The organism is Pseudomonas sp. GW821-FHT09C09, assembly GCF_059418105.1.
Genome location: NZ_JBWKPF010000001.1, coordinates 966592 through 993041, shown reverse-complemented (window position 1 = coordinate 993041; position 26450 = coordinate 966592). Strand labels below are relative to the sequence as shown.

Genomic DNA, 26450 nt, shown 5'->3' with positions numbered 1-26450 from the left:
GTTACCTCCTATACGGATTAGGTATTGAATACCCGACGTAGCTACCATCTTCATTGACAGGTGTAGCACCCACGATATCTCGATTGTTGATACCGCCAGGGACTGCTATCTCTTTCTCGCGTCGATGTGGTGACATAGCGCCTAACTCTTTGTTTACATCGATTCCTCGAATGTTTTTCAGGATGTAGATGTATCCTTCGGCATACCCGTATCCAGTTGCAAACTTCGCGGCTTCTTTTTCCGAGATTGATGTGCTTACGAACCAGCTGGGAGGACTTTTGTTATCTAATGCGTGCAAAAATAAGTCCTTACTCTCGCCCCATGGTTCAAATCCTCCTTCAAAGATATCCCATGGCTCTCGTTCATCACCTCTGTACAGATAGTGATTTTCTTGTATTGGGCTAGGAGTTTTTGGCTCGCCTTCATCTACTTTAGTGCCTGCTGTCCTATCCGGCACCGAACATCCCGGTCTGTTCGGCGGTGGGCAGTTGGACGTCAACCCCAACGGATCCACCCACCCTGTCGGATTCGGCACGTACCGGTATTGATTCAACCCACCTGCCAGCTTCACCGGATCCGGCGTCAGGTACCGTCCAACGTCCGGGTCGTAGTACCGGTGCCGGTTGTAATGCAGTCCGCTTTCTTCATCGAAATACTGCCCCTGAAAGCGCAGTGGCTGGTCGAGGTAGTCGTCGGTCGCCAGTTCCAGCGAGGTGACCTTGCCGTAGGCGCTGTATTTGGCCGACCAGACGATGTCGCCGCTGTAGTCGGTCAGTTCCTGCGGCGTGCCGAGGTGGTCGAGCTGGTAGTAGAACGGGCAGGCGCGTTTCGGGCCTTGGCCGTCGAGCATCGCCAGTGGACGGAAGGTGCCGGGTTCGTAGATGAAGCTGCGGTGCTGAGTCGGGCTGCTTTCGGCGATCAGGTGGTCGCCTTGCCAGAAGAACTCGGTGGTCTGGCCGTCGACGGTTTTGCGGATGCGGCGGCCGAAGGCGTCGTATTGGTAGGTGGCGCTGGTGCCGTCGGGACGGGTCAGGCCGATCAGGCGGTGCTGGCTGTCGTAGCGGTATGCAGTGACGAGCTGTTGGACGCGGCCACGGCGTTCGTGGATCAGGTTGCCGAAGGCGTCGTAGTCGTAGTGGCGGTCGCCCTGCATCAGCAGGCGGTTGCCCTTGATCTGTGTCGGGCCCGGACGGTCCTGCATCAGCAGGTTGCCGGCCGGGTCGTGGGCGAAGTTTTCCGGCACATCGTCGCGGGTGTGGCGCACGCGGATCAGCCGGTCGAGGGCGTCGTACTGGTAGCTGCGCTGGCCGTGGCGGGTGTCGGCGATGTGTTCGAGGTTGCCGTTGGCGCTGTAGGCAAAGTCGCGGCGGTACAGCGCACTGCGTTGATGGCCTACGGCGTGGGACAGCAACCGTCCTTGTTCGTCGTAGGCGTATTCGCTGAGCAGCAGGCCTTGCTGGCGCTGTTGCTCGCGACCGTTCTGGTAGACGTGGCGGGTGAGCAAGGCGCCGTTGAGGTCGATCGCGGTCAGCGCGCCGCCCTTGGCGTAGTGGTAGTCGAGCTTGCTGTTGTCCGGCAGGCGCATTCGGCTGAGCTGGCCGCAGGCGTCGTAGGTGTAGCGCAGGGTGCCCCAGCCCTGATGCTCACGCACCAGGCGGTCCTGCAGGTCGTATTCGAAGGCCAGCGGGTGATTCTGGCCGTCATCCACGCCGACCAGCCGACCGAGACGGTCGTAGTGGTAGCTGACCTCGATCCCGTCGGGCAGGGTCTTGAGCAGCAGACGCCCGGCGCTGTCACGCTCGTAATGAGTAACCAGCGTCGAGCCGTCGTCGCCGTACTCGGTCTTTTCCAGCAGATGGCCGTTGCGATCGTAGACGTAGGCCGTGCGCCGGCCATCAAAACCGGTTTCCTGTCGGATCAATCCGGTCGGCGTGTAGTCCAGCCGGTACTTTTCGCCGGACTCGTTCTCGATCTCCGTGAGCAACAGCTGCGCATGGTCGTAGCGATACTGCAGCCGCGTACCGTCGGGATTGATGCGCCGGCTGACCAGGTGCAGGTCGTCGTCATACTCGTAACGGGTGATGCGCCCCAGTTCATCGCGTTCGGCGGTGATCTGCCCGTAGGCGCTGTAGGACCAGGCACGGGTGGCACCCGTCGGCGAGGTGGTCTGGATCAGCCGGCCGACGGCGTCCCACACATGGCGGGTGACGGCGCCATGTTCGTCCTGCGCAGTAATCCGCCGTCCCAAGGCATCGTAGGAAAACTTCCGAACCCCACCGTCCGGCAGGCTTTCCTCGACCAGTTGCCCAAGGTCGTTCCACACGAACACGTGCCGGCCGCTGTCCGGATAACGGATCGACAGCAGCCGCCCCTGCGGGTCGTAGTGGTAGTGGGTGACATGGCCGTCGGGATCGACCGATTCGGTGATATCACCCTGGGCATTACGCCGGTAGGCCCACTCCGCCTCGCCCCGGCTACGGCGGTGCAGGAAACCGTTGCGGTATTCGTAGGATGTCGGCGCATCGTCCGGCGGAATCAGCGCGACCAGCCGTCCGACATCGTCGTAGCGGTACTCGGTGACCGCCCCCAGCGCATCCTGCTCGGCGACCAGCCGGCCCGCCGAATCGTAGGCCTTGAGCTGTTCGCCACCGTCGGCGGCCACCTGACGCACCAGCCGCGCCGTGTCGTCGTGGACGTAAACCTCTTCGCGACCGTCGACGTACTGCACCCGCACGCTGCCGGCGTCGTCCCAGACGTAACGCGTGTCCATCTGCGAAAACGACGCCCAGTGCCGCACGCAGCGCGCGGCCTTGCCGGAACGCTCCCACTCCCAGAAGAAGCTCGCACCGCCGGTTAACTGCCGCTGCAGGATGACGTGGGCATCGTCGTAGTCGTAACGCTCGCTTTCGCCGACGGCGTTGGTCGCTTCGATCAACCGATGACGGGCATCAAAGCAGTAACTGACCAGCGTCTGCTCGGTACGCCAGGCGGACTCAGAAAAAACCTGATAATCGACCGCGACCAGATGCGCCCGCTCATAGCGCAGCAACAATGAACGACCGGCCCCGTTATCGAGGCGCTCAACGCGATCCAGACGATCACGCGTAATACGCAACCGGTTGCCATACGCATCGCTGACAGCCGTCAGACGCCCAGCCCGAAAGTGATAAAACCGCGCCGCATCCCCCGCCAGCGCAACGATCAGTTCCTCCGGCTCATCCCCAAGAAAGATCGCCGCCCGCGACAGACTGTTGTGAATCGCCGGACGCTCGACACTCGGCAGCGGAAACCGCGTGCGCCGGTTCTCATGGTCAACCCAGACCACGCCGTCGCCCTCGACCTCCAGCCGATGCGCCAGCGAATGACTCCAACCAAACCCCAACCCGACATCGATCTCGACTGCGCTGGTGCGATACAACCGGCTGAACTCGAACGGCAGCAGCCCATCAAGCACGCCATCGGTCAGCGTCAGCAGTTCCTCGCCGGTGACCATCGACACCGGACAACCGTTGGTGCAGGTCCGGGGCACACAGTCGGCGCTGTCGCCGTTGGGATTTTTCGCCTGATTCGAAGCATCGTCGCGAGGCTCATGCCGCTCCATTCGCGTCGAGCCGTGGGACTTGTTACGGGCAATGGCCGCCGGATTGGGCACCGTCAACACCCGCGCATCCGCCGTGCGAATCTCCAGCGGAACCGCAGGTGTCGGCCGCAATGGTGCCGGACGTGCATTGATCATCAGCGGTTTCAAAGCGCCCGCATGCCGCGTCAGATCGGGTGCCGAAGTCAGCTCCGCCAACCGCAACGCCGACGCCGCCAGCCATTCCCGGGTACGTGGCGACTTGATCTTGCCGAGCACCTTGGCGCTCAACCGCAGCGGCACGCCCATACCGCCCGACATGCACATCAGCAGAAAACTGACCAGTAACTCCGCCCGGACTTCAGCCACCACCTCGGCGAGGTACTGCGGCGGCAGCATCTTCAGCCAACTGGTAAAAGCTGCCAGATGAATGAACAGCAACGGCTCGTCGCTGAGCATCAGCAAGCCATTGGCGATGGCTTCGGAGGAGGCCTCGAGCAAGGCTTCCAGCTCGACGCCGGACAGGTATTGCAGAAGTTTTTCGCTGTTGGCCTGTAAGTCGGCGAGCAGGGCGAACAGCTGTTTCACGTCATCCCAGACGCCATTCAGCGCCGTTTCGAAACCGCGCCAGTCGGCCTGCTGCAACTGACCGTAACGCTCCAGGAAACCCGCGCTGGAAAACTCGGCCCATTGCGGTTGAAACCCGACCCATTCCTCACGCAACCATTTTTCCAGGCCATCGATAAGCCCCTGATACGAGGCATACAGCGTCTGGATATGCGCGGTAGAAACATCGGGAAAGAAGGTGATGCGATAACGCTGGCCCCGGTCGCAGTCGTCGACCTCGAGAATGCCGCTGGGGCCGATGGTGTAATGCTGCGGTTCGCCGAATTTCAGCACACCGCCGACATCGGAAATGAGCGGTTCCAGGGTCACCGGCGTATCGCCGATCGGCACGAAGCGCGCGGCTTCGAACATGTGCACCAGCGTCAGGGAGCCAGTGGCAGAACACATGGCCACTGAGGAGCTGATGGGTTTTCGGCTGGCAATCGGCGCACTGAGTTGGACATCGTTGCCGACCTTGAACACCTGATCGACATCCAGCGCGGTTCCCGTCCAGAACTGCTCGGCCCAGCTTTCATAGTCGTTGAGGCAGAGACGGAACTCCTGAAACAGCTTCTCGGCGTCGGGCTGGTCAGGGTTCAGCGCAGCGACCACCAGCAAACCGATGCTGTTGTTCAGTTTCAGGAGTTGGTCAGATGGAAGCATTCGCAGTCACTCGCGCGCATCAAGGGGATGGCGCGAAACTTTGCGGGGGATCAAACAGGAAAGAAGTCAGGCAAGTAGGCGATGTCTGTAGGGCAATTCTCTAAATGCGATTCGGCGGACAACCGACATTGCCCGTTGCTCAACCTCGGCCGCGCTCGTTATGCTGCTGAACCCTTTAATCAGATCCGAGCAGCGGTACCCGATGCCGCCTGGGATGTTTTTGATAACGGATCCGATGATGAATGCACCGCTGAAGGCGTTCGGCCCGATCAAGGCCGTGATTTTCGATATGGACGGTTTGCTGCTGGACACCGAGGGCATCTACACCGAGGTCACCTCGCTGATTGCCGAGCGTTACGGGCGCACGTTCGACTGGAGCATCAAGCAAAACATCATCGGGCGTGGCGCCGGCGATCTGGCCCGTTATGTGGTCGAGGCGCTGGATCTGCCGATCACCGCCGAAGAATTTCTGGTGATCCGCGAGCCGCTGATGCGCGAGCGTTTTCCCACCGCGCAAGCGATGCCGGGTGCCGAGGAACTGATTCGTCACCTCAAGGCGCACAACATTCCGATTGCCGTCGGTACCAGTTCGTCGCGCCAGTCGTTCGGTCAGAAAACCACGTTGCACCGCGACTGGTTTGCGTTGTTCGACTTCATCGTTACCGCCGACGACCCGGAAGTCGGCGCGGCCAAACCGGCGCCGGACATTTTCCTCACCGCCGCTCGCCGCCTCGGTGTGGCGCCGGAAGATTGTCTGGTGTTCGAGGATTCGCCGTTCGGCGTGACAGCCGCGAAAGCAGCCGGCATGACCGCCATCGCGATTCCCGATGCCGCCATGGCCGATGAAAAATACGCACACGCTGACGGGATTCTTCGTAGTTTGAAAGCGTTCACGCCGAGTGCCTGTGGTTTGCCAGCGCTCGATTGGGCCTGACCAGACCACAGATAAAAAACGCCGCCCCTCTATTAACAGAGGGGCGGCGTTTTTCGATCACTCGAAACAATCAGGCGCCGAAACCACCGTCGATACTCAGGCTCGCACCGGTGATGTAACCGGCCTCCGGGCCTGCGAGGTAGGCGACGAAGCTGGCGATTTCCTCGGCTTTGCCGTAACGACCGACCGCCATGAGCGGAATCAGGCTTTCGGCAAAGTCGCCGTGGGCCGGGTTCATATCAGTGTCCACCGGGCCGGGCTGCACGTTGTTGATGGTGATGCCCCGTGGGCCGAGGTCGCGGGCCAGGCCTTTGGTCAGGCCCACCAGGGCGGATTTGCTCATCGCATACACGCCGCCACCGGCGAAGGGCATGCGGTCGGCGTTGGTGCTGCCGATGTTGATGATGCGCGAGCCTTCGCCCATGTGTCTGGCGGCTTCCTGACTGGCGATGAACACGCTGCGCACGTTAATTGCCAGGGTCTGGTCGAAGTCTTCCAGTTTGAAGTCTTCCAGCGGGGCGACGGCCAATACGCCGGCGTTGTTGACCAGAATGTCGAGGCGGCCAAAGGTTTCGACGGTGGCGTTCACGGCGTTGCGGATGGCGCTGGCGTCGGCGCTGTCGGCCTTGATCGCCAGGGCTTTGCCGCCGCTCGCGGTGATGCTGTTTTGCAGTTCTTCAGCCTTGGCGGCGGAGCTGACGTAGGTGAAGGCAACCGCGGCGCCTTCGGCGGCCAGGCGCTTGACGATGGCGGCACCGATGCCGCGAGAGCCGCCTTGAATCAGAGCGACTTTACCGCTGAGGTGTTGAGTGGTCATGTTCGATCTCCAGAAATTTCAAGGCAGGCTGCCTTGGTGTGGTGTCGAGTATCTGCCCCTCGCCACCGGGCGAGTAGACCGTGGTTGCTATAGTCTGTGTAAACCAAAAGTATGGAATGGCGGCCATGGAAACCTTCAGCAGTATCGAATGCTTCGTGCGTAGCGCCGAAGTCGGCAGCTTTGCCGAAGCCGCGCGTCGCCTGAGCCTGACACCGGCCGCCGTGGGCAAAAGCGTGGCGAAACTGGAAGCGCGCCTTGGCGTGAGGCTGTTCCAGCGTAGCACCCGAAGATTGACCCTGACGGAAGCGGGGCAATTGTTTCTGAGTGAGGTCAGCGGCAGCCTGACCACCATCCAGAATGCCGTGAGCAATCTGGCCAGCGCCGGCGGTCAACCGGCCGGCACGCTGAAAGTCAGCATGGGCACGGTGTTCGGCCGCTTGTACATCGTGCCGTTGCTGGGGGAATTCCTGACAAGGTTTCCGGCGATCAACCCGGACTGGCATTTCGATAACCGACAGGTCGATCTGATCGGCCAGGGTTTTGATGCGGCGATTGGCGGCGGCTTCGAGCTGCCCCAAGGCGTGGTGGCACGCAGGCTGACGCCGGCGCATCGGGTGTTGGTGGCTTCGGCGGATTATCTGGATCGGCACGCGCCGATCAGCGAACCGGACGACCTCAAACTGCACGAGGGCATCCTGATCCGTTCGCCGCAGACCGGTCGTGTGCGTTCCTGGCAGTTGACCCATCGCACGCAGCAACACAGCCCGTTGACCCTCACGGCGCGAATGACCATGAGCGATTCCGAAGCCGCCTGCGCCACGGCGGCGCAGGGATTGGGGATTGCGTTGGTGAGCATGCCGTTCGCCGTCGGCTATCTGGAGGCGGGAACGTTACAGCGGGTCTTGCCCGACTGGTACGTCGACGACGGCAACATCTCCATCTATTACGCCGAACACAAACTGCTGCCGGGCAAGACCCGGGCGTTCGTCGATTTCATCATCGAACAATTTGCAACCCAGGGGCTCGCCGAGCGGTTCAACGCGCAAAACGTGCTGGCCAGCCGATGATGGTTTTCGGCCGTGGGGTCGCATACGTCCGCACCTTGGACGTTGATAGCCCCAGTCGAACCAGCGATTCGGCGATGGTCACGGCAGCGGTGACGCCATCGATCACTGGCACCCCGGTGCGCTGGCGGATCTTCTCATCGAGCCCGGCCATGCCGCCGCAACCGAGGCAGATCACCTCGGCTTTATCCTGAGTCACCGCCAGTTCGGCCTGATGCACGATCGCCTCCAGCGCTCGCTGAGGTTCGTGTTCCAGCTCCAGAACCGCCAGGCCGCTGGCCCGCACCGAGGCGCAGCGATCCCACAGGCCCGAGAGTTTCAGGCGATCCTCGATCAACGGCACGGTGCGATCCAGCGTGGTGACCACCGAATAGGCGTGGCCCAGAAACATCGCGGTGCTGGCCGCCGCATCGGTGATATCCACCACCGGCACGTTGAGCAATTCCTGCAAACCTTCGCGACCGTGTTCGCCGTAGCCGGCCTGGATCACTGCGTCGAACGGCTGGTCGTAGGACATCACCCGGTCCATCACGGCGATGGCCGCCAGGTAACTTTCGAAATTGCCTTCGACTGAATCAGCCCCGAAGTACGGCGTCAGACCGACGATTTCGGTGCCGGGGGAAGCCACAGCCTGCGCCGAGCGGGCGATGGCCTGAGTGATGGATTCGGTGGTGTTGACGTTGACCACGAGAATTCGCATGGGAAGTCCTTATTGCGGTTGGTTCTGCGGCCCCGCGAAGGGCCGCCAAAAGATTCAGTGGCTGACGTTGTCGACAGCGATGGCTTCACCGTCCACGTCGGCGTAGTGCGGCTGGCGTTTGGCGACGATCAGGTAAAGCATTCCGGCGATGCCGGCACCGATCAGCCAGGAGAACGGCGAAACGCTGTGGAACCCTGGCACCAGCGCCAGGACGATGGCGATCAGCGCGGCCGGAATGAACGCCGCAACCGCCCGCAGATTGACCCCGCGGCTGTAGAAATACGCACCGTTCGGGTCTTCGCTGTACAGCTGCGGCACGTGGATCCGGCCTTTGCGGATCAGCCAGTAGTCCACCATGATCACGCCGTAGAGCGGGCCGAGCAGGGCGCCGAGGCCGGACAGGAAATACACGATCACCAGCGGGCTGTTGTAGAGATTCCACGGCAGGATCAGCACGGCGATGGTGGCGCTGATCAGCCCGGCGCGGCGGAACGTCAGGTACTTCGGCGCCAGGTTGCTGAGCACGAAGGCCGGGGCGACGAAGTTGGCCATGATGTTCACCGCTACGGTGACGATCAGGAACGCCAGGCAGCCGAGTACCAGAAAGAAGGTGTTGGGGATCGAGGCGATGATTTCGGTCGGGCTCTCGATGATCCGGCCGTTGATCTGAAATTGCGCACCGCACAGCAGGACGGTGATCCCGGCGAACACCAGAATATTCACCGGCAGGCCCCAGAAATTTCCGATCTTGATGGTTTTGCGGCACGGCGAAGAACGGGCGAAGTCGCAGAAGTTGAGGATCAACGTGCCGTAGATCGCCAGCCACAAAGCGCCGCCGGCAAAAATATTGCGCCACATCTCACCGCCGGTCAGCGGTTCGCGGATCGACCAGGCGATGGTCGCGTTGGCCTGGGTGTACATCCACGCGGCGAGGCAGGCGACGGTCAGCAGAATCACCGGACCGGCGAACGCTTCATAGCGTCGGACCATTTCCATGCCGTAGGCCAGAATCCCCAGTTGCACGAACCAGATCGCCACGAAACACACCCAGCCCAGGCTCGACAGGCCGAGGATCGAGTTGTGGTCGTAGTCGGCGAAACCGGGATGGATCGCCGTGAGCAACACGCGAAATACCACCGACGCCAGGTACGTCTGAATCCCGAACCAGGCGATGGCGATAACCGCCCGGATCAATGCAGGAATCTGTGCCCCGTGAATGCCGAAACTGATGCGGCTGATAACCGGAAACGGCACGCCGGTTTTCTGCCCCATGTAGCCCGACAGATTCATGAAGAAATACACCAGCGCCGCGCCGATCCCCAGCGACAGCAGAATCTGCCAGCCGCCCAGGCCCAGGGCGTACAGACCGATGGCAAACGAGTAGTTGGCGATGTTGTGCACATCGTTGGTCCACAGGGCGAAGATGCTGTATTTGCCCCAGCGCCGTCCTTCGACCTTGGTCGGTGCGAGGTCGCTGTTATGCAGGCGCGGGCTCAGTTGCAGCGGTTCGGCGATGCCGTCACCGGGCACGGTGTGATCGAGGGTTGAGGAGGAGGGCAGATTCAGCGCGATGTTGTTGTTCGAAAGACTCGTACGCATTCCGGCAGGCTCCTGATGTTCGGGCCGCGATGACTGTGCATGAGCGCTCGGGCTCGGCAGATCTTCGTCGCGACGCTGAAACATCACTGGTTACGGGGCATCTGCAGCCTGTACGGGATAGGGCGCTTCAGGCTTGCGGATCGAAAGTGTGGGTTCATGTTTTGCAGTTTTGTATACAAAACATGTATGCACTTAAGCCAAATCTGTGCCAGCCAGCGATCTATGAAAACCACCACTGATTTCGAAAAGTTATTGAAGTGCGCTAAGTCGCTGAAATTAAGGCGATATAAATTGACCGTTCGAACAGGTATTTATTTTTCGGAAGGGATTTTGGCGGACGCCGGAAGGGATCGCTTTGGCAGCGGGATGTAACTTTTCAGGGCGCGGAAATGAAAAGTGCACACATAAATGGCACCGATGGTGACATTCGTGTGTACACATTTTTCATGTCTGGCAGAGACAACTGTGGGGCGAGCGGTTTACGCCTTGCTGATGATATTCCCGGCGTGCAACCCGCATTCTTTCTGGGTCGCTTCTTCCCACCACCAGCGGCCTTCGCGCTCGTGCTGGTTCGGCAGGACAGGGCGGGTGCAGGGTTCACAGCCGATGCTGATGAAACCGCGTTCATGCAGGCTGTTGTACGGCAGCTCCAGCATGCGGATGTAGCCCCAGATTTCCTCGCTGGTCATCTGCGCCAGCGGGTTGAATTTGTACAGGGTGCGCTCCGGGGTGGAGAACGCGCTGTCGATTTCCATCACCGCGACCGCGCTGCGGGTGCCCGGGCTCTGGTCGCGGCGCTGGCCGGTGGCCCAGGCTTTGACGCCGGACAGTTTGCGGCGCAGCGGCTCGATCTTGCGGATCCCGCAGCACTCGCCATGGCCGTCCTTATAGAAACTGAACAGGCCTTTTTCCTTCACGAACGGTTCGAGTTTCGTGTAGTCCGGCGAGACCAGTTCGATGTCGATCTTGTAGTGCTCGCGCACCTGATCGATGAAACGGTAGGTTTCCGGGTGCAGACGGCCAGTGTCGAGACTGAACACCTTGACGTTCTTGTTCAGCTTCCAGGCCATGTCCACCAGCACCACATCCTCGGCGCCGCTGAAAGATATCCACAGGTCATCGCCGAACTCGGCGAATGCGAGTTTGAGGATGTCCTGGGCGGATTTGTTGGCATAGGTCGTGGCGAGTTCCACGACGTCGAACGTTGGGCTCATCAGGGCGGCTTCCTACAGGTCGGTGGCGCTGGGCGCTCTATATGGCGGCGATGTTAACAAAAAGCGGCGCAGGTCGGGGGGGCACTCTGCGTTGCGTGGCCCGGAACGAGCCGCTAGAGTTCCGCCTCGCTCGACTCAATAAACATTACAAACGGAGTGTCCTGTGGAAATTGCCTGTCTTGATCTTGAAGGAGTGCTGGTACCGGAAATCTGGATCGCCTTCGCCGAAAAAACCGGAATCGAATCGCTCAAGGCCACCACCCGGGACATTCCCGACTACGACGTGCTGATGAAACAGCGCCTGCGCATCCTCGACGAACATGGCCTCAAGCTTTCGGACATTCAGGAAGTGATCGCCACCCTCAAGCCGCTGGACGGCGCGGTGGAGTTCGTCAACTGGCTGCGCGAGCGGTTTCAGGTGGTGATTCTTTCGGACACCTTCTACGAATTTTCCCAGCCGCTGATGCGTCAGCTGGGCTTTCCGACCTTGCTTTGCCATCGACTGATTACCGACGACGGCGGGCGGGTGACGAGCTACCAGTTGCGTCAGAAAGATCCGAAACGTCAGTCGGTCCTGGCGTTCAAGAGTCTGTATTACCGGGTGATTGCGGCGGGGGATTCCTACAACGACACCAGCATGCTGGGCGAGGCGGATGCGGGGATTCTGTTCCATGCGCCGGATAACGTGATCCGCGAGTTTCCGCAGTTTCCGGCGGTGCACAGCTTTGCCGAGTTGAAGCAGGAGTTTCTCAAGGCTTCGAACCGCGATCTGAGCCTGTAAGTCATGCGGCGGCGAGGGCGCAACCACCCTCGCCACAAGCGTCAGAGGTTCTGCAAGGTTTCGAGCAGGACTCTGACCTTGGTGATCGACTCCTGATACTCCGCCTCCCAATCCGAATCGGCGACGATCCCGCCGCCGCCCCAGCAGCACACCTGCCCATCCTTAACCAACAGACTGCGAATCGCGATGGAACTGTCCATCTCGCCACGCACGTCCAGATACAGCAACGAGCCGCAATACAAGCCGCGTCGAGTCGGCTCCAGTTCATCAATGATCTGCATCGCACGAATCTTCGGCGCGCCGGTGATCGAGCCACCGGGGAAGCTGCCGGCAATCAGATCCAGGGCATCGCGATCCACCGCCAGCTCACCGGTCACGCTGCTGACCAGGTGATGCACGTTCGGATAGCTTTCCAGGCTGAACAGCTCCGGCACCCGCACCGAGCCGATTCGGCAGGTGCGGCCCAGATCGTTGCGCAACAGATCGACGATCATCAGGTTTTCCGCACGGTCCTTGGGGCTGGCCAGCAGTTCGGCGGCGTTGGCCGCGTCTTCGGCCGGGGTCGCGCCACGGGGGCGGGTGCCTTTGATCGGGCGGGTTTCCACCTGGCGCTGGCTGACTTTGACGAATCGCTCGGGTGACAGGCTCAGCACTGCGTTGCCATCGGGCAGGCTCTGGAACCCGGAAAACGGCGTCGGGCAGGCCTCACGCAACGCACAGTAAGCCAGCCATGGGTCACCTTCACACGGTGCGCGGAAGCGCTGGGCGAAGTTCACCTGATAGCAGTCGCCGGCCTGGATGTATTGATGAATGCGTTCGAGCGCCTGACGATAGTCGTCGGCCGAAAGGTCGGCAGTCATCGCTGTGTTCAGCTTGAACGGCGTCAGCTCAACGATCACCGGTAGGCTGAACAGATCGACCAACCGTTGTTTCTCGCTGTCGCTTACCGACGGGTGAAACACCAGTTGGCTGGTCGCTTTCTGGTGATCGCTGATCAATGCCCAGTCATACAGACCGAATCGCGCATCCGGCAGTTGCAGATCGTCCAGCGCCTGACTAGGCAGGTTTTCCAGATGCCGGCCGAAGTCGTAACTCAGGTAACCGATCAGGCCACCGGCGAACGGCAGCTCGTATTCCGAAGGCAGCTGTGCCTCGCCGAGGCGCGCCAGATTGTCTCGCAGGCGTTGCAGGAAATCGTCGCCACGCTCGTCGGGCAACACCGCCAGTTGTTCCAGCGGCCACGCACTGAGAAGGTCATAACGGCCACGGTCGGCACTCGGTCGGCCGCTGTCGAGCAGCACGGCGCCGGGCGCATGGCGGATTGCCGCGAAATAGTCGGCGGGGTTGGCGCGGTAGGGCAGCGGGTGTACGGAACAGGTCAACATGGGCGGGGCAGATCGGCCATCGAGGCGGGGTGGGGATTGTAGTCCCCTCAGGGAATTGCTCCTAGAGGGGATGTCGGGGATTGGCAGATCGGGAGCAGGTAACGCGACTCAGCCTTCGATCACCGGAATATGCCCGAACAGTTCCTGAGCAAACGCTACCCGCTCTTCAACCGTTTCAGTCACGCCGCGGGTCTTGAGATCCTCCAGATGCGCTTCCACCGCATGGGTCCGTGCCGTCAGCCCGCAGTCATTGGCAATCTGGATATTCAGCCCCGGCCGCGCGTTCAGCTCCAGAATCAGCGGGCCTTTCTCCTGGTCCAGCACCATGTCCACGCCGATGTAACCCAGGCCACACAGCTCATAGCAACCGGCGGCGAGCCTCATGAAACCGTCCCAGTAGGGCAGTTGCACGCCGTCCACCGCGTTGGTGGTGTCCGGGTGTTTGGCGATGATGTTGTTCAGCCAGGTGCCGCGCAGGGTCAGGCCGGTCGCCAGGTCGACACCGACGCCGATGGCGCCCTGGTGCAGGTTGGCCTTGCCGCCGGACTGCCGGGTCGGCAGGCGCAACATGGCCATCACCGGGTAGCCCATCAGCACGATGATGCGGATGTCCGGCACACCTTCGTAGCTGATGCTCTTGAAGATCTGGTCCGGAGTCACCCGATATTCGATCAGTGCCCGGTCACGGTGGCCGCCGAGCGAATACAGGCCGGTGAGGATGCTGGAGATATGGTGCTCCAGCTCCTCGTGGGTGAGGATCTTGCCCGACACCGTGCGATAGCGACCTTCGAAGCGGTCGGCGATGACGATGATGCCGTCACCGCCGGCGCCCTGGGCCGGCTTGATCACGAAGTCGTTGCGCCCGCCGATGATCTCGTCGAGCTTGTCGATTTCCTTCTCCGTGGAAATCACGCCATACAGTTCCGGCACATGGATGCCGGCCTTGATCGCGCGCTCCTTGGTGATGATCTTGTCATCGACGATCGGGTAGAGACTGCGCTTGTTGTACTTGAGCACGTAGTCCGCGTTACGCCGATTGATGCCCATGATGCCCCGGGCTTCCAGGGCCTTCCAGGTTTTCCAGAAACCGAACATCAGGCGTCAGCCTTCTTCAGGAAGGCCTTGAAGCGCACCAGTTCGGTCAGGCGATAACCGCGATAGCGACCCATGGCCAGCATGAAGCCCACCAGGATCAGCAGGATCGCCGGGAAGGTGAACACGAAATACACCAACTCCGGAACGGTCATGATCAAGTGCGCCAGGGACGCCGCGAACAGCGTGCCGATCGCCACTTTCAAGGCATGGCTGGCGCCACGCTCTTCCCAGGTGATCGACAGGCGTTCGATGGTCATGGTCAGAATCACCATCGGGAACAGCGCCACCGACAGACCGCGTTCCAGACCGAGCTTGTGGCTGAACAGGCTGATCGCCGCGATCAGCACCACCACGAACGTCAGCACCACCGACAGTCGCGGCAGCATTTGCAGTTTCAGATGTTCCAGATAGGAGCGCAGTGACAGCCCCAGCGCCGTGATCACGGTAAACAACAGGATGCCGAAGCCCAGCTGCGTCTCGCGGAAGGCCAGGGCGATCAGCACCGGGGTGAATGTGCCGAGGGTCTGCAGGCCGACCAGATTGCGCAGGATCAGGATCACGAGCACGCCGATCGGGATCATCACCATGATCATGAACGTTTGCTGGGTTTGCAGCGGCAGGCCGTACAGCGAGTATTCGAGGAAGTTGGCATCGGTGTTTTCGTCGGTCAGCTTGGCCAGACGAATCGCGTTCATCTCGCTGTTGTTCAGGCTGAAGGTCACGTTGGCTTTCTTCGCGCCGTCGACGGTGATCAGGTTTTCATCGCCGGTCCACCACAGCAGGCGGTCGGTCGGCAGGCCTTGTTCGCCGGTTTCCGGGTTGAAGTACAGCCAGTCGTTGCCGTTGAAGCTGCGCAGCCACAGTTCAGGGGTTTGCGGCTGATCGGCGACGAGGCGGATGGTGTGGACTTTCTCGACCGGAACGTGGGCGATGGACAGCAGCAGTTCTACGATTTTTGCCTTGTGGGCTGTTGACGGGTCGCCCGCCAGCAGCAGTTTTACGTTGTCGTCGTTGGTGTTGTTGACACGTTTGATCGCCTCGCCAATGAAGGTTTCGACGTCTGCCGAGTGCTGGCGGATCGGCGCGAGCAGGGCTTCGGCGGCGATTTTTTCCGGGCCTTCGATGGCCATGCTGTCGCGGAAAGTCGGGCCTTTGACCTTGGTTTTCTCGGCGGTGTAACGCTTGGTCAGCACCAGACGGTAATAAAGGGTCTGGTTGCCCTTGGCCCGGCGCGCCGACCAGGTGACCTTGCGGTTGCCGTCGACACGGTTGACCGCCACGCCGTAGTTGTTGGAGATGAAACTTTCATTGAGGCTGACGTAATCGCGGCTCAGGGGCGGCACGAACATCTGGATCTTGACCGGATCCTTGGTGCTGGCGACGAACTCGACCTTGGCGTCGATGTTCCACAAGTCGTCGGTGGCGTCTTCGGTCACCGGAATGCCGAGCACGAAAATCTGATAGGCCGTAACCGAAACGCCCAGGAGCACCAGGATGGTGATCAGGATTTTCAGGTGGAAGGTTAGAGAACGCATGGAAATTACTCGGCGGTATGAGCGGCGATGGCGCAGGCGGGTTTGCCGGCAGCGTATTTAAGACTGGGATCGACCAGCGCATCGAAGCGTTTCAGCGCCTCGGAGCCGATCAAAAGCGGGTATTGGAACGCACTGCGGTCGGTCAGGTTCACTTCGATGCTGCGCATCGCCGAACCCATGCAGATATCCAGCTCGATCACCGGGCGTGCGGTGTACTTCTTGCCTTCTTCCGGGTCGTAGTCGCCGGCGCGGCGCTTGATCTTGCTGACCCGGGCCAGCGGCCGTTCGATCGGGTGCGAATGCGCAGCGTCGATGGCCAGGTAGAAACGCACCCAGGATTCACCGTTGCGCTTGAAGCGTTTGATGTCGCGGGCGCTCAGGGAGGCGGTTTTCGCCCCGGTATCGAGTTTCGCCGCCACTTCCAGGTTGATCCCGTCGAGGGCGGCGTACTCGTTGAGGCCGTACACAGTCTTTTCCCCCGCCACGGCCAGGCCGGGCAGGCAAAACAGATAGAAAAAGGTGGGGAAGGGCTTGAGTCTCATAAATCCTGGCGAGCAGCGTTCCGTTCTCGGTTCAGGGCCACGGCATCAGGAGATCCTGTCTGCGCGCGCCTTCGTGTGCCTATCAGCTTTTTATGACAAGCCGTGCAAGTGACTGGCAAATGCGGGCGGCATTCTAGCACGGTGGTTTTATGGCGCCAGCGCCCGAGCGGGTCTATAACCCTTGGGGCTGATATCGGGCGTTATTAGACGATTGTCGACAATATCCATTTATCCTTTGACTGCTGCGGGCTGATTCGCTAGTTTTTGCCGCATTGGATTTAAAGGTGTCGACAATATGCTGGATCAACTCGATCCCCCGGTCATCAGCGGCGACGATTCGGAAACCCTGTCCGAAAACGTCTTCCGGCGTATCCAGGCCGCCATCGTCAAAGGCGAAATCGCCCCGGGCAGCAAGATCTCCGAGCCGGAACTGGCGCGCACCTACGGCATCAGTCGCGGGCCGCTGCGCGAGGCGATTCACCGGTTGGAAGGCCAGCGCCTGCTGGTGCGCGTGCCGCATGTCGGCGCGCGGGTGGTCTCGTTGAGCCATGCCGAACTGCTCGAACTCTACGAAATCCGCGAATCCCTTGAAGGGATGGCCTGCCGTCTGGCGGCCGAACGCATGAGCGTCGAAGAAATCGACGAACTGCGCCGGGTGCTGGAAACCCACGAGCGCGATGCGGCGTTTCAGGCCGGCGTCGGCTACTACCAGCAGGAAGGCGATTTCGACTTTCACTACCGGATCATCCAGGGCAGCGGCAACCGCACCCTGACCCAGATGCTCTGCGGTGAGCTGTATCAACTGGTGCGCATGTACCGCATCCAGTTTTCCACCACGCCCAACCGCCCGCGCCAGGCCTTTGCCGAACACCACCGGATTCTCGATGCCATCGCCGACCGTGACGGCGAGCTCGCGGAATTGTTGATGCGCCGCCACATCGGCGCCTCGAAACGCAACATCGCCCGTCATTACCAGGACGGCGCCGACAATAAGACAGCCACTGAACGAGGTGAGTCATGAGTTCCAACAAGAGCACTCCAGGCCAGCGTTTCCGCGATGCGGTCGCCAGCGAACATCCGTTGCAAGTGGTCGGCGCGATCAACGCCAACCACGCGCTGCTGGCCAAGCGCGCCGGTTTCAAGGCGATTTACCTCTCCGGTGGCGGGGTGGCTGCCGGCTCCCTCGGCGTGCCGGACCTGGGCATCACCGGTCTGGATGACGTGCTGACCGACGTGCGCCGCATCACCGACGTCTGCGACCTGCCGCTGCTGGTGGATGTGGACACCGGTTTCGGCGCCTCGGCGTTCAACGTGGCGCGTACCGTGAAGTCGATGATCAAGTTCGGCGCCGCTGCGATCCACATCGAAGACCAGGTCGGCGCCAAACGCTGCGGCCACCGTCCGAACAAAGAGATCGTGACTCAGCAGGAAATGGTCGACCGCATCAAGGCCGCCGTCGATGCCCGTACCGACGACAGCTTCGTGATCATGGCCCGCACCGACGCGCTGGCCGTTGAGGGCCTGGAATCGGCACTGGATCGCGCCGCCGCGTGTATCGAGGCCGGTGCCGATATGATCTTCCCGGAAGCCATCACCGAACTTGAGATGTACAAGCTGTTCGCCAACCGCGTGAAAGCGCCGATCCTGGCCAACATCACCGAGTTCGGCTCGACGCCGCTGTACACCACCGAGCAGTTGGCCGGAGCGGATGTGTCGCTGGTGCTCTACCCGCTGTCGGCGTTCCGCGCGATGAACAAGGCAGCGGAAAACGTCTACACCGCGATTCGCCGCGACGGCACCCAGCAGAATGTCATCGACACCATGCAGACTCGCATGGAGCTCTACGATCGCATCGATTACCACACCTTCGAGCAGAAGCTCGACGCGTTGTTTGCGGCGAAGAAGTAAGCCGCGACCGTACTCCCTAACAAATTCAAGATTGGAGACAACAATGGCCGAAGCAAAAGTACTCAGTGGCGCCGGGCTCCGGGGCCAGGTTGCCGGGCAAACCGCACTGTCCACCGTGGGCCAGGCCGGTGCCGGGCTGACCTATCGCGGCTACGACGTGCGCGAACTGGCGGCAGACGCACAATTTGAAGAAGTGGCGTACCTGCTGCTCTACGGAGAGCTGCCGACCAAGGCCCAGCTCGCCGAGTATCAAGGCAAGCTGAGCAAGCTGCGCGACCTGCCGCAAGCGCTGAAGGAAGTGCTGGAACGCATCCCCGCCGACGCCCACCCTATGGACGTGATGCGCACCGGCTGCTCGTTCCTGGGCAACATTGAGCCGGAAAAGGACTTCTCCGAGCAACGCGACAAGACCGACCGCCTGCTGGCCGCGTTCCCGGCGATCATGTGCTACTGGTATCGCTTCAGCCACGACGGCAAACGCATCAACTGCGTGAGCGACGAGCCGTCCATCGGTGGTCATTTCCTGCACCTGTTGCACGACAAGAAACCGAGCGAGCTGCACGTCAAAGTGATGAACGTCTCGCTGATCCTCTACGCCGAGCACGAGTTCAACGCCTCGACCTTCACCGCCCGGGTGTGCGCTTCGACCCTGTCCGACCTGTATTCCTGCGTCACTGCAGCCATCGGCTCGCTGCGCGGCCCGCTGCACGGCGGCGCCAACGAAGCGGCGATGGAAATGATCGAGCGCTTCTCGTCGCCGGAAGAGGCGATCAAGGGCACCCTCGGCATGCTCGAGCGCAAGGACAAGATCATGGGCTTCGGCCACGCGATCTATAAGGACAGCGATCCGCGCAACGAGGTGATCAAGGGCTGGTCGAAACAACTCGCCGACGAAGTGGGCGATAAAGTGTTGTTCGCGGTTTCCGAAGCCATCGACAAGACCATGTGGGAGCAGAAGAAACTGTTCCCCAACGCCGACTTCTACCATGCCTCGGCGTACCACTTCATGGGCATCCCGACCAAGCTGTTCACCCCGATCTTCGTCTGCTCGCGCCTGACCGGCTGGGCAGCGCACGTGTTCGAACAGCGCGCCAACAACCGCATCATCCGTCCAAGCGCCGAGTACACCGGCGTCGAACAGCGCAAGTTCGTGCCGATCGAACAGCGCTGACCGGGGAGGGCGCCGGTACAGGCGCCCCCTCTTTGAAACTACCGTGACCGAGTCCTGACCGATGAACACAGAATTTCGCAAGAACCTGCCCGGCACGCCGCTGGACTTTTTCGACGTCCGTGCGGCTGTCGATGCGATCCAGCCCGGCAGCTACGACACCCTGCCGTACACCTCTCGCGTGCTGGCGGAAAACCTCGTGCGTCGCTGCGACCCGGCCACGCTCACCGATTCCCTGAAGCAACTGATCGAGCGCAAGCGCGACCTCGACTTCCCGTGGTTCCCGGCTCGTGTGGTGTGCCACGACATTCTCGGCCAGACCGCGCTGGTGGATCTGGCCGGCCTGCGCGACGCGATTGCCCAGCAGGGCGGCGACCCGGCGCAGGTCAACCCGGTGGTGCCGACGCAACTGATCGTCGACCACTCGCTGGCGGTGGAGGCAGGCGGTTTTGACAAGCAGGCGTTCGAGAAGAACCGCGCCATCGAAGACCGTCGCAATGAAGACCGTTTCCACTTCATCAACTGGACCAAGAAGGCGTTCAAGAACGTCGACGTGATCCCGCCGGGCAACGGCATCATGCACCAGATCAACCTGGAGAAAATGTCTCCGGTGATCCAGGTGCGCGACGGCGTGGCCTTCCCTGACACCTGCGTCGGCACCGACAGTCACACCCCGCACGTCGATGCACTGGGCGTAATCGCCATCGGCGTCGGTGGGCTTGAAGCCGAGAGCGTGATGCTCGGTCGTGCGTCGTGGATGCGCCTGCCGGAAAGCGTCGGCGTCGAACTGACCGGCAAGCTGCAACCGGGCATCACCGCCACCGACATGGTGCTGGCACTGACCGAATACCTGCGCAAACAGAAAGTCGTGGGCGCATGGCTGGAGTTCTTCGGCGAAGGTGCTTCCGCGCTGACCCTCGGCGACCGCGCGACCATCTCCAACATGGCCCCGGAATACGGCGCTACTGCCGCGATGTTCTACATCGACCAGCAGACCATCGATTACCTGAAATTGACCGGTCGTGAAGACCAGCAGGTACAACTGGTCGAGCAATACGCCAAACAGATCGGCCTGTGGGCCGACAGCCTGAAAGGCGCGCAGTACGAGCGCGGCCTGACCTTCGACCTGTCTTCGGTGGTGCGCAACATGGCCGGCCCGAGCAACCCGCACGCTCGCGTGGCGGTATCGGATCTGGCGGCCAAAGGCATCTCCGGGAAATGGGAAGACGTGCCCGGCCAGATGCCCGACGGCGCGGTGATCATCGCTGCCATCACCAGTTGCACCAACACCAGCAACCCGCGCAATGTGATCGCCGCCGGCCTGCTGGCGCGCAATGCCAACAAGCTCGGGCTGACCCGCAAGCCTTGGGTCAAGTCGTCGCTGGCGCCGGGCTCGAAAACCGTGGCGCTGTACCTCGATGAAGCGGGCCTGACCACGGAGCTGGAGCAACTCGGTTTCGGCGTCGTCGCGTTTGCCTGCACCACTTGCAACGGCATGTCCGGGGCGCTGGATCCGGTGATCCAGCAAGAGATCATCGACCGTGATCTGTACGCCACCGCCGTGCTGTCCGGCAACCGCAACTTCGACGGCCGGATTCACCCGTACGCCAAGCAGGCATTCCTCGCTTCGCCACCGCTGGTGGTGGCCTACGCGATTGCCGGCACCATCCGTTTCGACATCGAAAAAGACGTGCTCGGCGTGGTCGACGGCAAGGAAATCCGCCTGAAGGACATCTGGCCGAGCGACGAAGAAATCGATGCGGTGGTGAAGTCGTCGGTGAAGCCCGAGCAGTTCCGTCAGGTTTACATCCCGATGTTCGCCATCCATGAAGACACCGGCCCGAAAGTCACGCCGCTGTACGACTGGCGCGAGATGAGCACCTACATCCGCCGTCCGCCGTACTGGGAAGGCGCGCTGGCCGGGGCGCGTCCGCTCAAGGGCATGCGCCCGCTGGCGGTGCTGCCGGACAACATCACCACCGATCACCTGTCGCCGTCGAACGCGATCATGCTCGACAGCGCCGCCGGCGAATACCTGGCGAAAATGGGCCTGCCGGAAGAGGACTTCAACTCTTACGCGACCCACCGTGGCGACCACCTGACCGCGCAGCGCGCAACGTTTGCCAACCCGAAACTGTTCAACGAAATGGTCGTGGAAAACGGCAAGGTCAAGCAGGGCTCGCTGGCCCGTGTGGAGCCGGAAGGCCACGTGATGCGCATGTGGGAAGCCATCGAAACCTACATGGAACGCAAGCAGCCGCTGATCATCATCGCCGGCGCCGACTACGGCCAGGGTTCGTCCCGGGACTGGGCGGCCAAAGGCGTGCGTCTGGCGGGTGTGGAAGCGATTGCCGCCGAAGGTTTCGAGCGCATTCACCGCACCAACCTGGTGGGTATGGGCGTGCTGCCGCTGGAGTTCAAACCGGGCACCGACCGCAAGACCTTGGGCATCGACGGCAGTGAAACCTACGACGTGATCGGCGCCCGCACGCCGCGCGCCGACCTGACGCTGGTGATCCATCGCAAGAACGGCGAACGCGTCGACGTACCGGTGACCTGCCGCCTCGATACCGCCGAAGAAGTGTCGATCTACGAGGCCGGCGGTGTGCTGCAGCGCTTCGCTCAGGACTTCCTCGAAGAATCGGCGGTTGCCGTTTAAATCAATCGATGTGGGCATGGGACTTCAAGTCCCATGCTTTCGTTAAGGAGCACCATGGCTCACGCACCGCAAATAAAAATCCCCGCCACCTACATGCGCGGCGGCACCAGCAAAGGCGTGTTTTTCAGCCTCACCGACTTGCCTGAAGCGGCGCAAATTCCCGGCCCGACCCGCGATGCCTTGCTGCTGCGGGTAATCGGCAGCCCCGACCCTTACGACAAGCAGATCGACGGCATGGGCAGCGCCACGTCCAGCACCAGCAAAACCGTGATCCTGTCGAAAAGCATCAAGGCCGATCACGACGTCGATTACCTGTTCGGTCAGGTGTCGATCGACAAGCCGTTCGTGGACTGGAGCGGCAACTGCGGCAACCTGTCGGCGGCGGTCGGTTCGTTTGCCATCAGCAACGGCCTGGTGGATGTCAGCCGCATTCCGCACAACGGTGTGGCGGTGGTTCGCGTGTGGCAGGCCAACATCGGCAAAACGATCATTGCCCACGTGCCGATCACCAACGGCGAAGTCCAGGAAACCGGAGATTTCGAACTCGACGGCGTGACCTTCCCTGCTGCCGAAGTGCAGGTCGAATTCATGGACCCGGCGGCGGAAGAAGAGGGCGGCGGTGGCTCGATGTTCCCCACCGGCAACCTGATCGACGAACTGGAAGTGCCGGGCGTCGGCACCTTCAAGGCGACCATGATCAACGCGGGTATCCCGACGATCTTCGTCAACGCCGAAGACATCGGTTACACCGGCACCGAATTGCAGAGCGCGATCAACAGCGATCCGAAGGCTTTGCAGATGTTCGAGACCATCCGTGCTTACGGTGCGCTGCGCATGGGCCTGATTTCCAACATTGACGAAGCGGCCAAGCGTCAGCACACGCCGAAGGTGGCTTTCGTGGCTCGGCCTGCGGATTACGTGGCGTCCAGTGGCAAGGCGATTGGCGCCGGGGATGTGGATCTGCTGGTGCGGGCGTTGTCGATGGGCAAGTTGCACCACGCGATGATGGGCACGGCGGCGGTGGCGATTGGTACTGCGGCGGCGATTTCCGGGACCTTGGTGAACCTCGCGGCCGGTGGCGTTGAACGCAATGCCGTGCGCTTCGGGCATCCGTCCGGGACGTTGCGCGTCGGGGCCGAGGCCAGCCTGGAAAACGGTGAGTGGGTCGTGAAGAAAGCGATCATGAGCCGAAGTGCGCGGGTGTTGATGGAAGGTTACGTCCGCGTGCCTGGAGATTCGTTCTGACGGACAGTCGCCGAGAGCGAGCCTGATCGCTCTCGGCGCTTTGCGTATTTCAATAACAAGAAAAATTAGCCCTGAACCGAGGTCCCATCAACGAACCACTTTGAAGAGTGAATCGAACATGAGCGCCAACGTCGACCTGAACAACCGCCCCGACTACGACCGTGTCCTGCAGGACATCGCCGATTACGTCCTCACCTACAGAATCGAATCCACCGAAGCCCTCGACACCGCCCGCAACTGCCTGATGGACACCTTGGGCTGCGGCCTGCTGGCCCTGCGTTTCCCCGAATGCACCAAACACCTCGGGCCCATCGTCGAAGGCACCGTCGTGCCATTCGGCGCGCGAGTCCCCGGCACGTCCTATCGCCTGGATCCGGTCAAAGCCGCGTGGGATATCGGCTGCATCGTGCGCTGGCTCGACTACAACGACACCTGGCTCGCCGCCGAATGGGGGCATCCGTCGGACAACCTCGGCGGGATTCTCGCGGTGGCCGATCACCTGTCGCAGAAGCGTCTGGCCAATGGCGAAGCGCCGTTGACGGTACGCGATGTGCTCGAAGCGATGATCATGGCCCACGAGATTCAAGGCGTGATCGCCCTGGAAAACTCCTTCAACCGGGTAGGCCTCGACCATGTGATTCTGGTGAAAGTGGCTTCGACAGCCGTTGTCGCCAAACTCATGGGCGCCAATCGCGAGCAACTGCTGTCGGCGTTATCCCATGCGTTTGCCGATGGTCAGGCGCTGCGCACTTACCGGCATGCGCCGAACGCCGGTTCGCGCAAATCCTGGGCAGCGGGGGATGCGTCGAGTCGCGGGGTGCGTCTGGCGGATATCGCGATGCGCGGCGAAATGGGCATTCCCGGCGTGTTGACGGCAAAGCAGTGGGGCTTCTACGACGTGCTGTTCAGCCACACCAACAACGATCTGGCGCTCAAGCCTGAAGGCAAACGCGCCTTCAGCTTCTCGCGACCCTTCGGCAGTTACGTGATGGAAAACGTGCTGTTCAAGATCAGCTTCCCCGCCGAATTCCATGCGCAAACTGCCTGCGAAGCCGCCGTGACTTTGCACCCGCAGGTGCGCAATCGTCTGCATGAGATCGACCGTATCGTCATCACCACCCACGAATCGGCGATCCGCATCATTTCCAAGGTCGGGCCGATGGCCAACGCCGCCGATCGCGATCACTGCATCCAGTACATGACCGCCGTGCCGCTGGCGTTCGGCAATCTGGTGGCCGAGCAGTACGAAGACGATTTCCACGCGGCGCATCCGATCATCGATGTGCTGCGCGAAAAAATGGTCATCGTCGAAGATCCACGTTTCACCCGCGAATACCTCGAAGCCGACAAACGTTCGATTGCCAACGCGGTGCAGGTGTTTTTCAAGGACGGTTCCAGCACCGAAAACGTGGTGGTGGAATACCCGATCGGTCACCGCCGGCGTCGAGCCGAGGGCATTCCGTTGCTGGAGGACAAGTTCAGGGCGAACCTGGCCACGCGTTTCACCGGCCAGCGCAGCGCCGAGATCCTTGCGCTGTGCAAGGATCAGGCGCGGCTTGCGGCGACGCCGGTGAACCGTTTTGTCGACTTGTTCGTGATCTGAAACGCCGGGATTGTCGAGGGCTACAGGCTGCCCTCGACATCTTCCAGGCTGAACGTTTCGGTGTGGTCGTCGTAGGAGAAAATCTCGGCGTAACGGCCCCAGGCGATCACGATTTCCAGGTTTTTCTCGACGAAGGCTTCGGTCAGCGAGTCTTCCAGTTCCTGCTCGAAACGCACCCGTGGCGCCCGGTGGCCGTTGCGTTCCAGCAATACCTGGCGGATCCGCGCGGCCAGCGGTATGTAGCGGATCAGGTGTTCGGCAAACAGAGTCTTGCGTTCCTGGGTGCCGTAGTCAGCGAACAGTTTGCCGGCATCGGTCAGGGTGATGTCCGCGCCCTTGAGTTCGGCGAAGCCCAGGTATTCGAGCATCTCGGCCACCGGGAACAGATCATCCACTTCCAGCAAACGCCGCTCGGCCACGGTGGGCAGACCGGCGTGGCCGTTGTAGGGCTCGGCCGCCAGGGTTTCGATCAGGCCTGCCATGAGGTTGGTGGACACTTCCTGCAGCGGGCTGCTGATCTTCAGTTCGGGTTTGCCGGTGCTGGCGTCGGCGCTGCGGCGGTCGGTCATCTGCGCGTAGATGTCATCGACCATCTGCCGGAAGGCCGGGTCGAGGCGATTGCGCGGATGGGCGAAGGGCACCTTGATTTCCGCCACCAGCCGTCCGGGGTTGGACGACAGCACCATAATGCGGTCGCACATCAGCACCGCTTCTTCGATGTTGTGCGTGACGATCAGGATCGATTTGATCGGCAGTTGCTTGCCGCTCCACAGGTCCAGCAGATCGTTTCTCAGGGTTTCGGCGGTCAGCACGTCCAGCGCCGAGAAAGGTTCGTCCATCAACAGCAGCGTCGGGTTGACCACCAGTCCGCGCGCGAACCCCACGCGCTGGCGCATGCCGCCGGACAGTTCGCGAGGGTAGGCGTTTTCGAAACCGTCCAGGCCGATCAGGTCGATGGCCGCCAGCGCACGCTTGCGCGCTTCCTTGCGTTCGACCTGCAAGGCTTGCAGGCCGGCCTCGACGTTTTCCAGCACCGTCAGCCACGGGAACAGGGCAAAGGTCTGGAACACCATGGCCACGCCTTCGGCCGGACCCTCCAGCGGCTTGCCGTTGTACAGGACCTCGCCCGACGAAGGCTCGATCAGGCCGGCGATGATCCGCAACAGGGTGGATTTGCCCGAGCCGGAGCGGCCGAGCATGCCGACGATTTCACCTTCGTGCAGGGCCAGGTTGACCCCGCTGAGCACTTGCAACTCGTCCTTGCCCTTGCCGAACACCCGGTTCACGTCGGTGAGCGAGTAGATTTCGGGTGTGGCACCAGTGTGTTCGGTATAGGTATTCATCACATCGAATCC

19 protein-coding genes are annotated in these 26450 nt (G+C 61.5%); 9 read left to right on the top strand and 10 right to left on the bottom strand.

What is annotated here, in order from left to right:
- Nucleotide 1: 1 nt before the first annotated feature.
- Nucleotides 2-4846 carry an RHS repeat-associated core domain-containing protein gene (locus tag AC07NR_RS04615; RefSeq protein ID WP_495077909.1) on the bottom strand — a complete coding sequence of 1615 codons (4845 nt, stop codon included), beginning with the start codon at nt 4844-4846 and terminating at the stop codon, nt 2-4.
- A gap of 238 nt (nt 4847-5084) precedes the next feature.
- On the opposite strand from AC07NR_RS04615, the gene AC07NR_RS04610 reads away from it, so the two are divergent.
- Nucleotides 5085-5780: an HAD-IA family hydrolase gene (locus AC07NR_RS04610; RefSeq protein WP_495077908.1), complete on the top strand. Its 696-nt coding sequence runs from the start codon at nt 5085-5087 to the stop codon at nt 5778-5780.
- Nucleotides 5781-5850: 70 nt separating this feature from the next.
- On the opposite strand, the gene AC07NR_RS04605 is transcribed toward AC07NR_RS04610, so the two are convergent.
- Nucleotides 5851-6597 carry a 3-oxoacyl-ACP reductase family protein gene (locus AC07NR_RS04605; RefSeq protein ID WP_248741033.1) on the bottom strand — a complete coding sequence of 249 codons (747 nt, stop codon included), beginning with the start codon at nt 6595-6597 and terminating at the stop codon, nt 5851-5853.
- A gap of 125 nt (nt 6598-6722) precedes the next feature.
- Here AC07NR_RS04605 and AC07NR_RS04600 point away from each other — a divergent pair, with 125 nt between their 5' ends.
- A complete protein-coding gene (locus AC07NR_RS04600; protein ID WP_495077907.1) occupies nt 6723-7664 on the top strand; it encodes a LysR family transcriptional regulator in 942 nt (313 codons plus the stop codon).
- On the opposite strand, the gene AC07NR_RS04595 is transcribed toward AC07NR_RS04600, so the two are convergent.
- From AC07NR_RS04595 to AC07NR_RS04585, 3 genes are all read right to left on the bottom strand, one after another.
- Complete coding sequence (locus AC07NR_RS04595; protein WP_085711883.1) at nt 7633-8361, bottom strand: aspartate/glutamate racemase family protein; 729 nt, start codon at nt 8359-8361, stop codon at nt 7633-7635. The two genes, AC07NR_RS04600 and AC07NR_RS04595, sit on opposite strands and share 32 nt — an antisense overlap.
- 54 nt (nt 8362-8415) lie before the next feature.
- Nucleotides 8416-9960, bottom strand: coding sequence for an NCS1 family nucleobase:cation symporter-1 (locus tag AC07NR_RS04590; RefSeq protein ID WP_192553144.1), 1545 nt, complete (start codon nt 9958-9960; stop codon nt 8416-8418).
- Between the two features lie 479 nt (nt 9961-10439).
- The gene (locus AC07NR_RS04585) at nt 10440-11174 is read right to left on the bottom strand and encodes a phosphoadenylyl-sulfate reductase (protein WP_085711886.1); all 735 of its coding nucleotides are present in this window, start codon (nt 11172-11174) and stop codon (nt 10440-10442) included.
- 163 nt (nt 11175-11337) lie between these two features.
- Here AC07NR_RS04585 and thrH point away from each other — a divergent pair, with 163 nt between their 5' ends.
- Complete coding sequence (thrH, locus tag AC07NR_RS04580; RefSeq protein ID WP_305835201.1) at nt 11338-11955, top strand: bifunctional phosphoserine phosphatase/homoserine phosphotransferase ThrH; 618 nt, start codon at nt 11338-11340, stop codon at nt 11953-11955.
- Nucleotides 11956-11996: 41 nt separating this feature from the next.
- Here thrH and pabB read toward each other — a convergent pair whose 3' ends face one another.
- The 4 genes from pabB to rloA form a co-directional block, all read right to left on the bottom strand.
- Nucleotides 11997-13340 (bottom strand): aminodeoxychorismate synthase component I, encoded by a 1344-nt coding sequence (gene pabB, locus AC07NR_RS04575; RefSeq protein WP_495077906.1) that lies wholly within the window; start codon nt 13338-13340, stop codon nt 11997-11999.
- A 108-nt stretch (nt 13341-13448) separates the two neighbouring features.
- Entirely contained in the window at nt 13449-14435 is a 987-nt protein-coding gene (locus AC07NR_RS04570) for an alpha-L-glutamate ligase-like protein (protein ID WP_495077905.1), read from the bottom strand.
- On the bottom strand, nt 14435-15970 hold the full coding sequence (gene rloB, locus AC07NR_RS04565) for an osmotic stress tolerance membrane protein RloB (RefSeq protein ID WP_085711890.1): 1536 nt from the start codon (nt 15968-15970) through the stop codon (nt 14435-14437). The genes AC07NR_RS04570 and rloB overlap by 1 nt, the downstream gene beginning before the upstream one ends.
- 5 nt (nt 15971-15975) lie before the next feature.
- Nucleotides 15976-16512, bottom strand: a complete 537-nt coding sequence (rloA, locus tag AC07NR_RS04560) for a retropepsin-like aspartic peptidase RloA (RefSeq protein WP_065258027.1) — start codon at nt 16510-16512, stop codon at nt 15976-15978.
- Nucleotides 16513-16810: 298 nt separating this feature from the next.
- On the opposite strand from rloA, the gene AC07NR_RS04555 reads away from it, so the two are divergent.
- The 6 genes from AC07NR_RS04555 (at nt 16811) to prpD (ending at nt 25095) form a co-directional block, all read left to right on the top strand.
- The gene (locus AC07NR_RS04555) at nt 16811-17533 is read left to right on the top strand and encodes a GntR family transcriptional regulator (protein ID WP_169432611.1); all 723 of its coding nucleotides are present in this window, start codon (nt 16811-16813) and stop codon (nt 17531-17533) included.
- A complete protein-coding gene (prpB, locus tag AC07NR_RS04550; protein WP_085711892.1) occupies nt 17530-18420 on the top strand; it encodes a methylisocitrate lyase in 891 nt (296 codons plus the stop codon). Before AC07NR_RS04555 ends, prpB begins: the two co-directional genes overlap by 4 nt.
- Nucleotides 18421-18463: 43 nt before the next feature.
- On the top strand, nt 18464-19591 hold the full coding sequence (prpC, locus tag AC07NR_RS04545) for a bifunctional 2-methylcitrate synthase/citrate synthase (RefSeq protein ID WP_495077904.1): 1128 nt from the start codon (nt 18464-18466) through the stop codon (nt 19589-19591).
- 61 nt (nt 19592-19652) lie between these two features.
- Nucleotides 19653-22247, top strand: a complete 2595-nt coding sequence (acnD, locus tag AC07NR_RS04540; protein WP_495077903.1) for a Fe/S-dependent 2-methylisocitrate dehydratase AcnD — start codon at nt 19653-19655, stop codon at nt 22245-22247.
- A 54-nt stretch (nt 22248-22301) separates the two neighbouring features.
- Nucleotides 22302-23492 carry a 2-methylaconitate cis-trans isomerase PrpF gene (gene prpF, locus AC07NR_RS04535; RefSeq protein ID WP_495077902.1) on the top strand — a complete coding sequence of 397 codons (1191 nt, stop codon included), beginning with the start codon at nt 22302-22304 and terminating at the stop codon, nt 23490-23492.
- 118 nt (nt 23493-23610) lie between these two features.
- Nucleotides 23611-25095, top strand: coding sequence for a 2-methylcitrate dehydratase (gene prpD / locus AC07NR_RS04530; protein WP_495077901.1), 1485 nt, complete (start codon nt 23611-23613; stop codon nt 25093-25095).
- A gap of 20 nt (nt 25096-25115) precedes the next feature.
- Here prpD and AC07NR_RS04525 read toward each other — a convergent pair whose 3' ends face one another.
- Complete coding sequence (locus AC07NR_RS04525) at nt 25116-26438, bottom strand: ABC transporter ATP-binding protein (RefSeq protein WP_495077900.1); 1323 nt, start codon at nt 26436-26438, stop codon at nt 25116-25118.
- Nucleotides 26439-26450: the final 12 nt, after the last annotated feature.

Bases quoted from the DNA above. Each gene is read 5' to 3' on its own strand.
- AC07NR_RS04525 (WP_495077900.1), bottom strand. From the start codon at position 26,438: ATGAATACCTATACCGAACACACTGGTGCCACACCCGAAATCTACTCG.
- AC07NR_RS04590 (WP_192553144.1), bottom strand. From the start codon at position 9,960: ATGCGTACGAGTCTTTCGAACAACAACATCGCGCTGAATCTGCCCTCC.
- acnD (WP_495077903.1), top strand. From the start codon at position 19,653: ATGAACACAGAATTTCGCAAGAACCTGCCCGGCACGCCGCTGGACTTT.
- AC07NR_RS04615 (WP_495077909.1), bottom strand. From the start codon at position 4,846: ATGCTTCCATCTGACCAACTCCTGAAACTGAACAACAGCATCGGTTTG.
- rloB (WP_085711890.1), bottom strand. From the start codon at position 15,970: ATGCGTTCTCTAACCTTCCACCTGAAAATCCTGATCACCATCCTGGTG.
- AC07NR_RS04595 (WP_085711883.1), bottom strand. From the start codon at position 8,361: ATGCGAATTCTCGTGGTCAACGTCAACACCACCGAATCCATCACTCAG.
- pabB (WP_495077906.1), bottom strand. From the start codon at position 13,340: ATGTTGACCTGTTCCGTACACCCGCTGCCCTACCGCGCCAACCCCGCC.
- prpC (WP_495077904.1), top strand. From the start codon at position 18,464: ATGGCCGAAGCAAAAGTACTCAGTGGCGCCGGGCTCCGGGGCCAGGTT.
- prpD (WP_495077901.1), top strand. From the start codon at position 23,611: ATGAGCGCCAACGTCGACCTGAACAACCGCCCCGACTACGACCGTGTC.
- AC07NR_RS04610 (WP_495077908.1), top strand. From the start codon at position 5,085: ATGAATGCACCGCTGAAGGCGTTCGGCCCGATCAAGGCCGTGATTTTC.
- prpF (WP_495077902.1), top strand. From the start codon at position 22,302: ATGGCTCACGCACCGCAAATAAAAATCCCCGCCACCTACATGCGCGGC.
- AC07NR_RS04600 (WP_495077907.1), top strand. From the start codon at position 6,723: ATGGAAACCTTCAGCAGTATCGAATGCTTCGTGCGTAGCGCCGAAGTC.
- rloA (WP_065258027.1), bottom strand. From the start codon at position 16,512: ATGAGACTCAAGCCCTTCCCCACCTTTTTCTATCTGTTTTGCCTGCCC.
- AC07NR_RS04570 (WP_495077905.1), bottom strand. From the start codon at position 14,435: ATGTTCGGTTTCTGGAAAACCTGGAAGGCCCTGGAAGCCCGGGGCATC.
- AC07NR_RS04585 (WP_085711886.1), bottom strand. From the start codon at position 11,174: ATGAGCCCAACGTTCGACGTCGTGGAACTCGCCACGACCTATGCCAAC.
- prpB (WP_085711892.1), top strand. From the start codon at position 17,530: ATGAGTTCCAACAAGAGCACTCCAGGCCAGCGTTTCCGCGATGCGGTC.
- AC07NR_RS04605 (WP_248741033.1), bottom strand. From the start codon at position 6,597: ATGACCACTCAACACCTCAGCGGTAAAGTCGCTCTGATTCAAGGCGGC.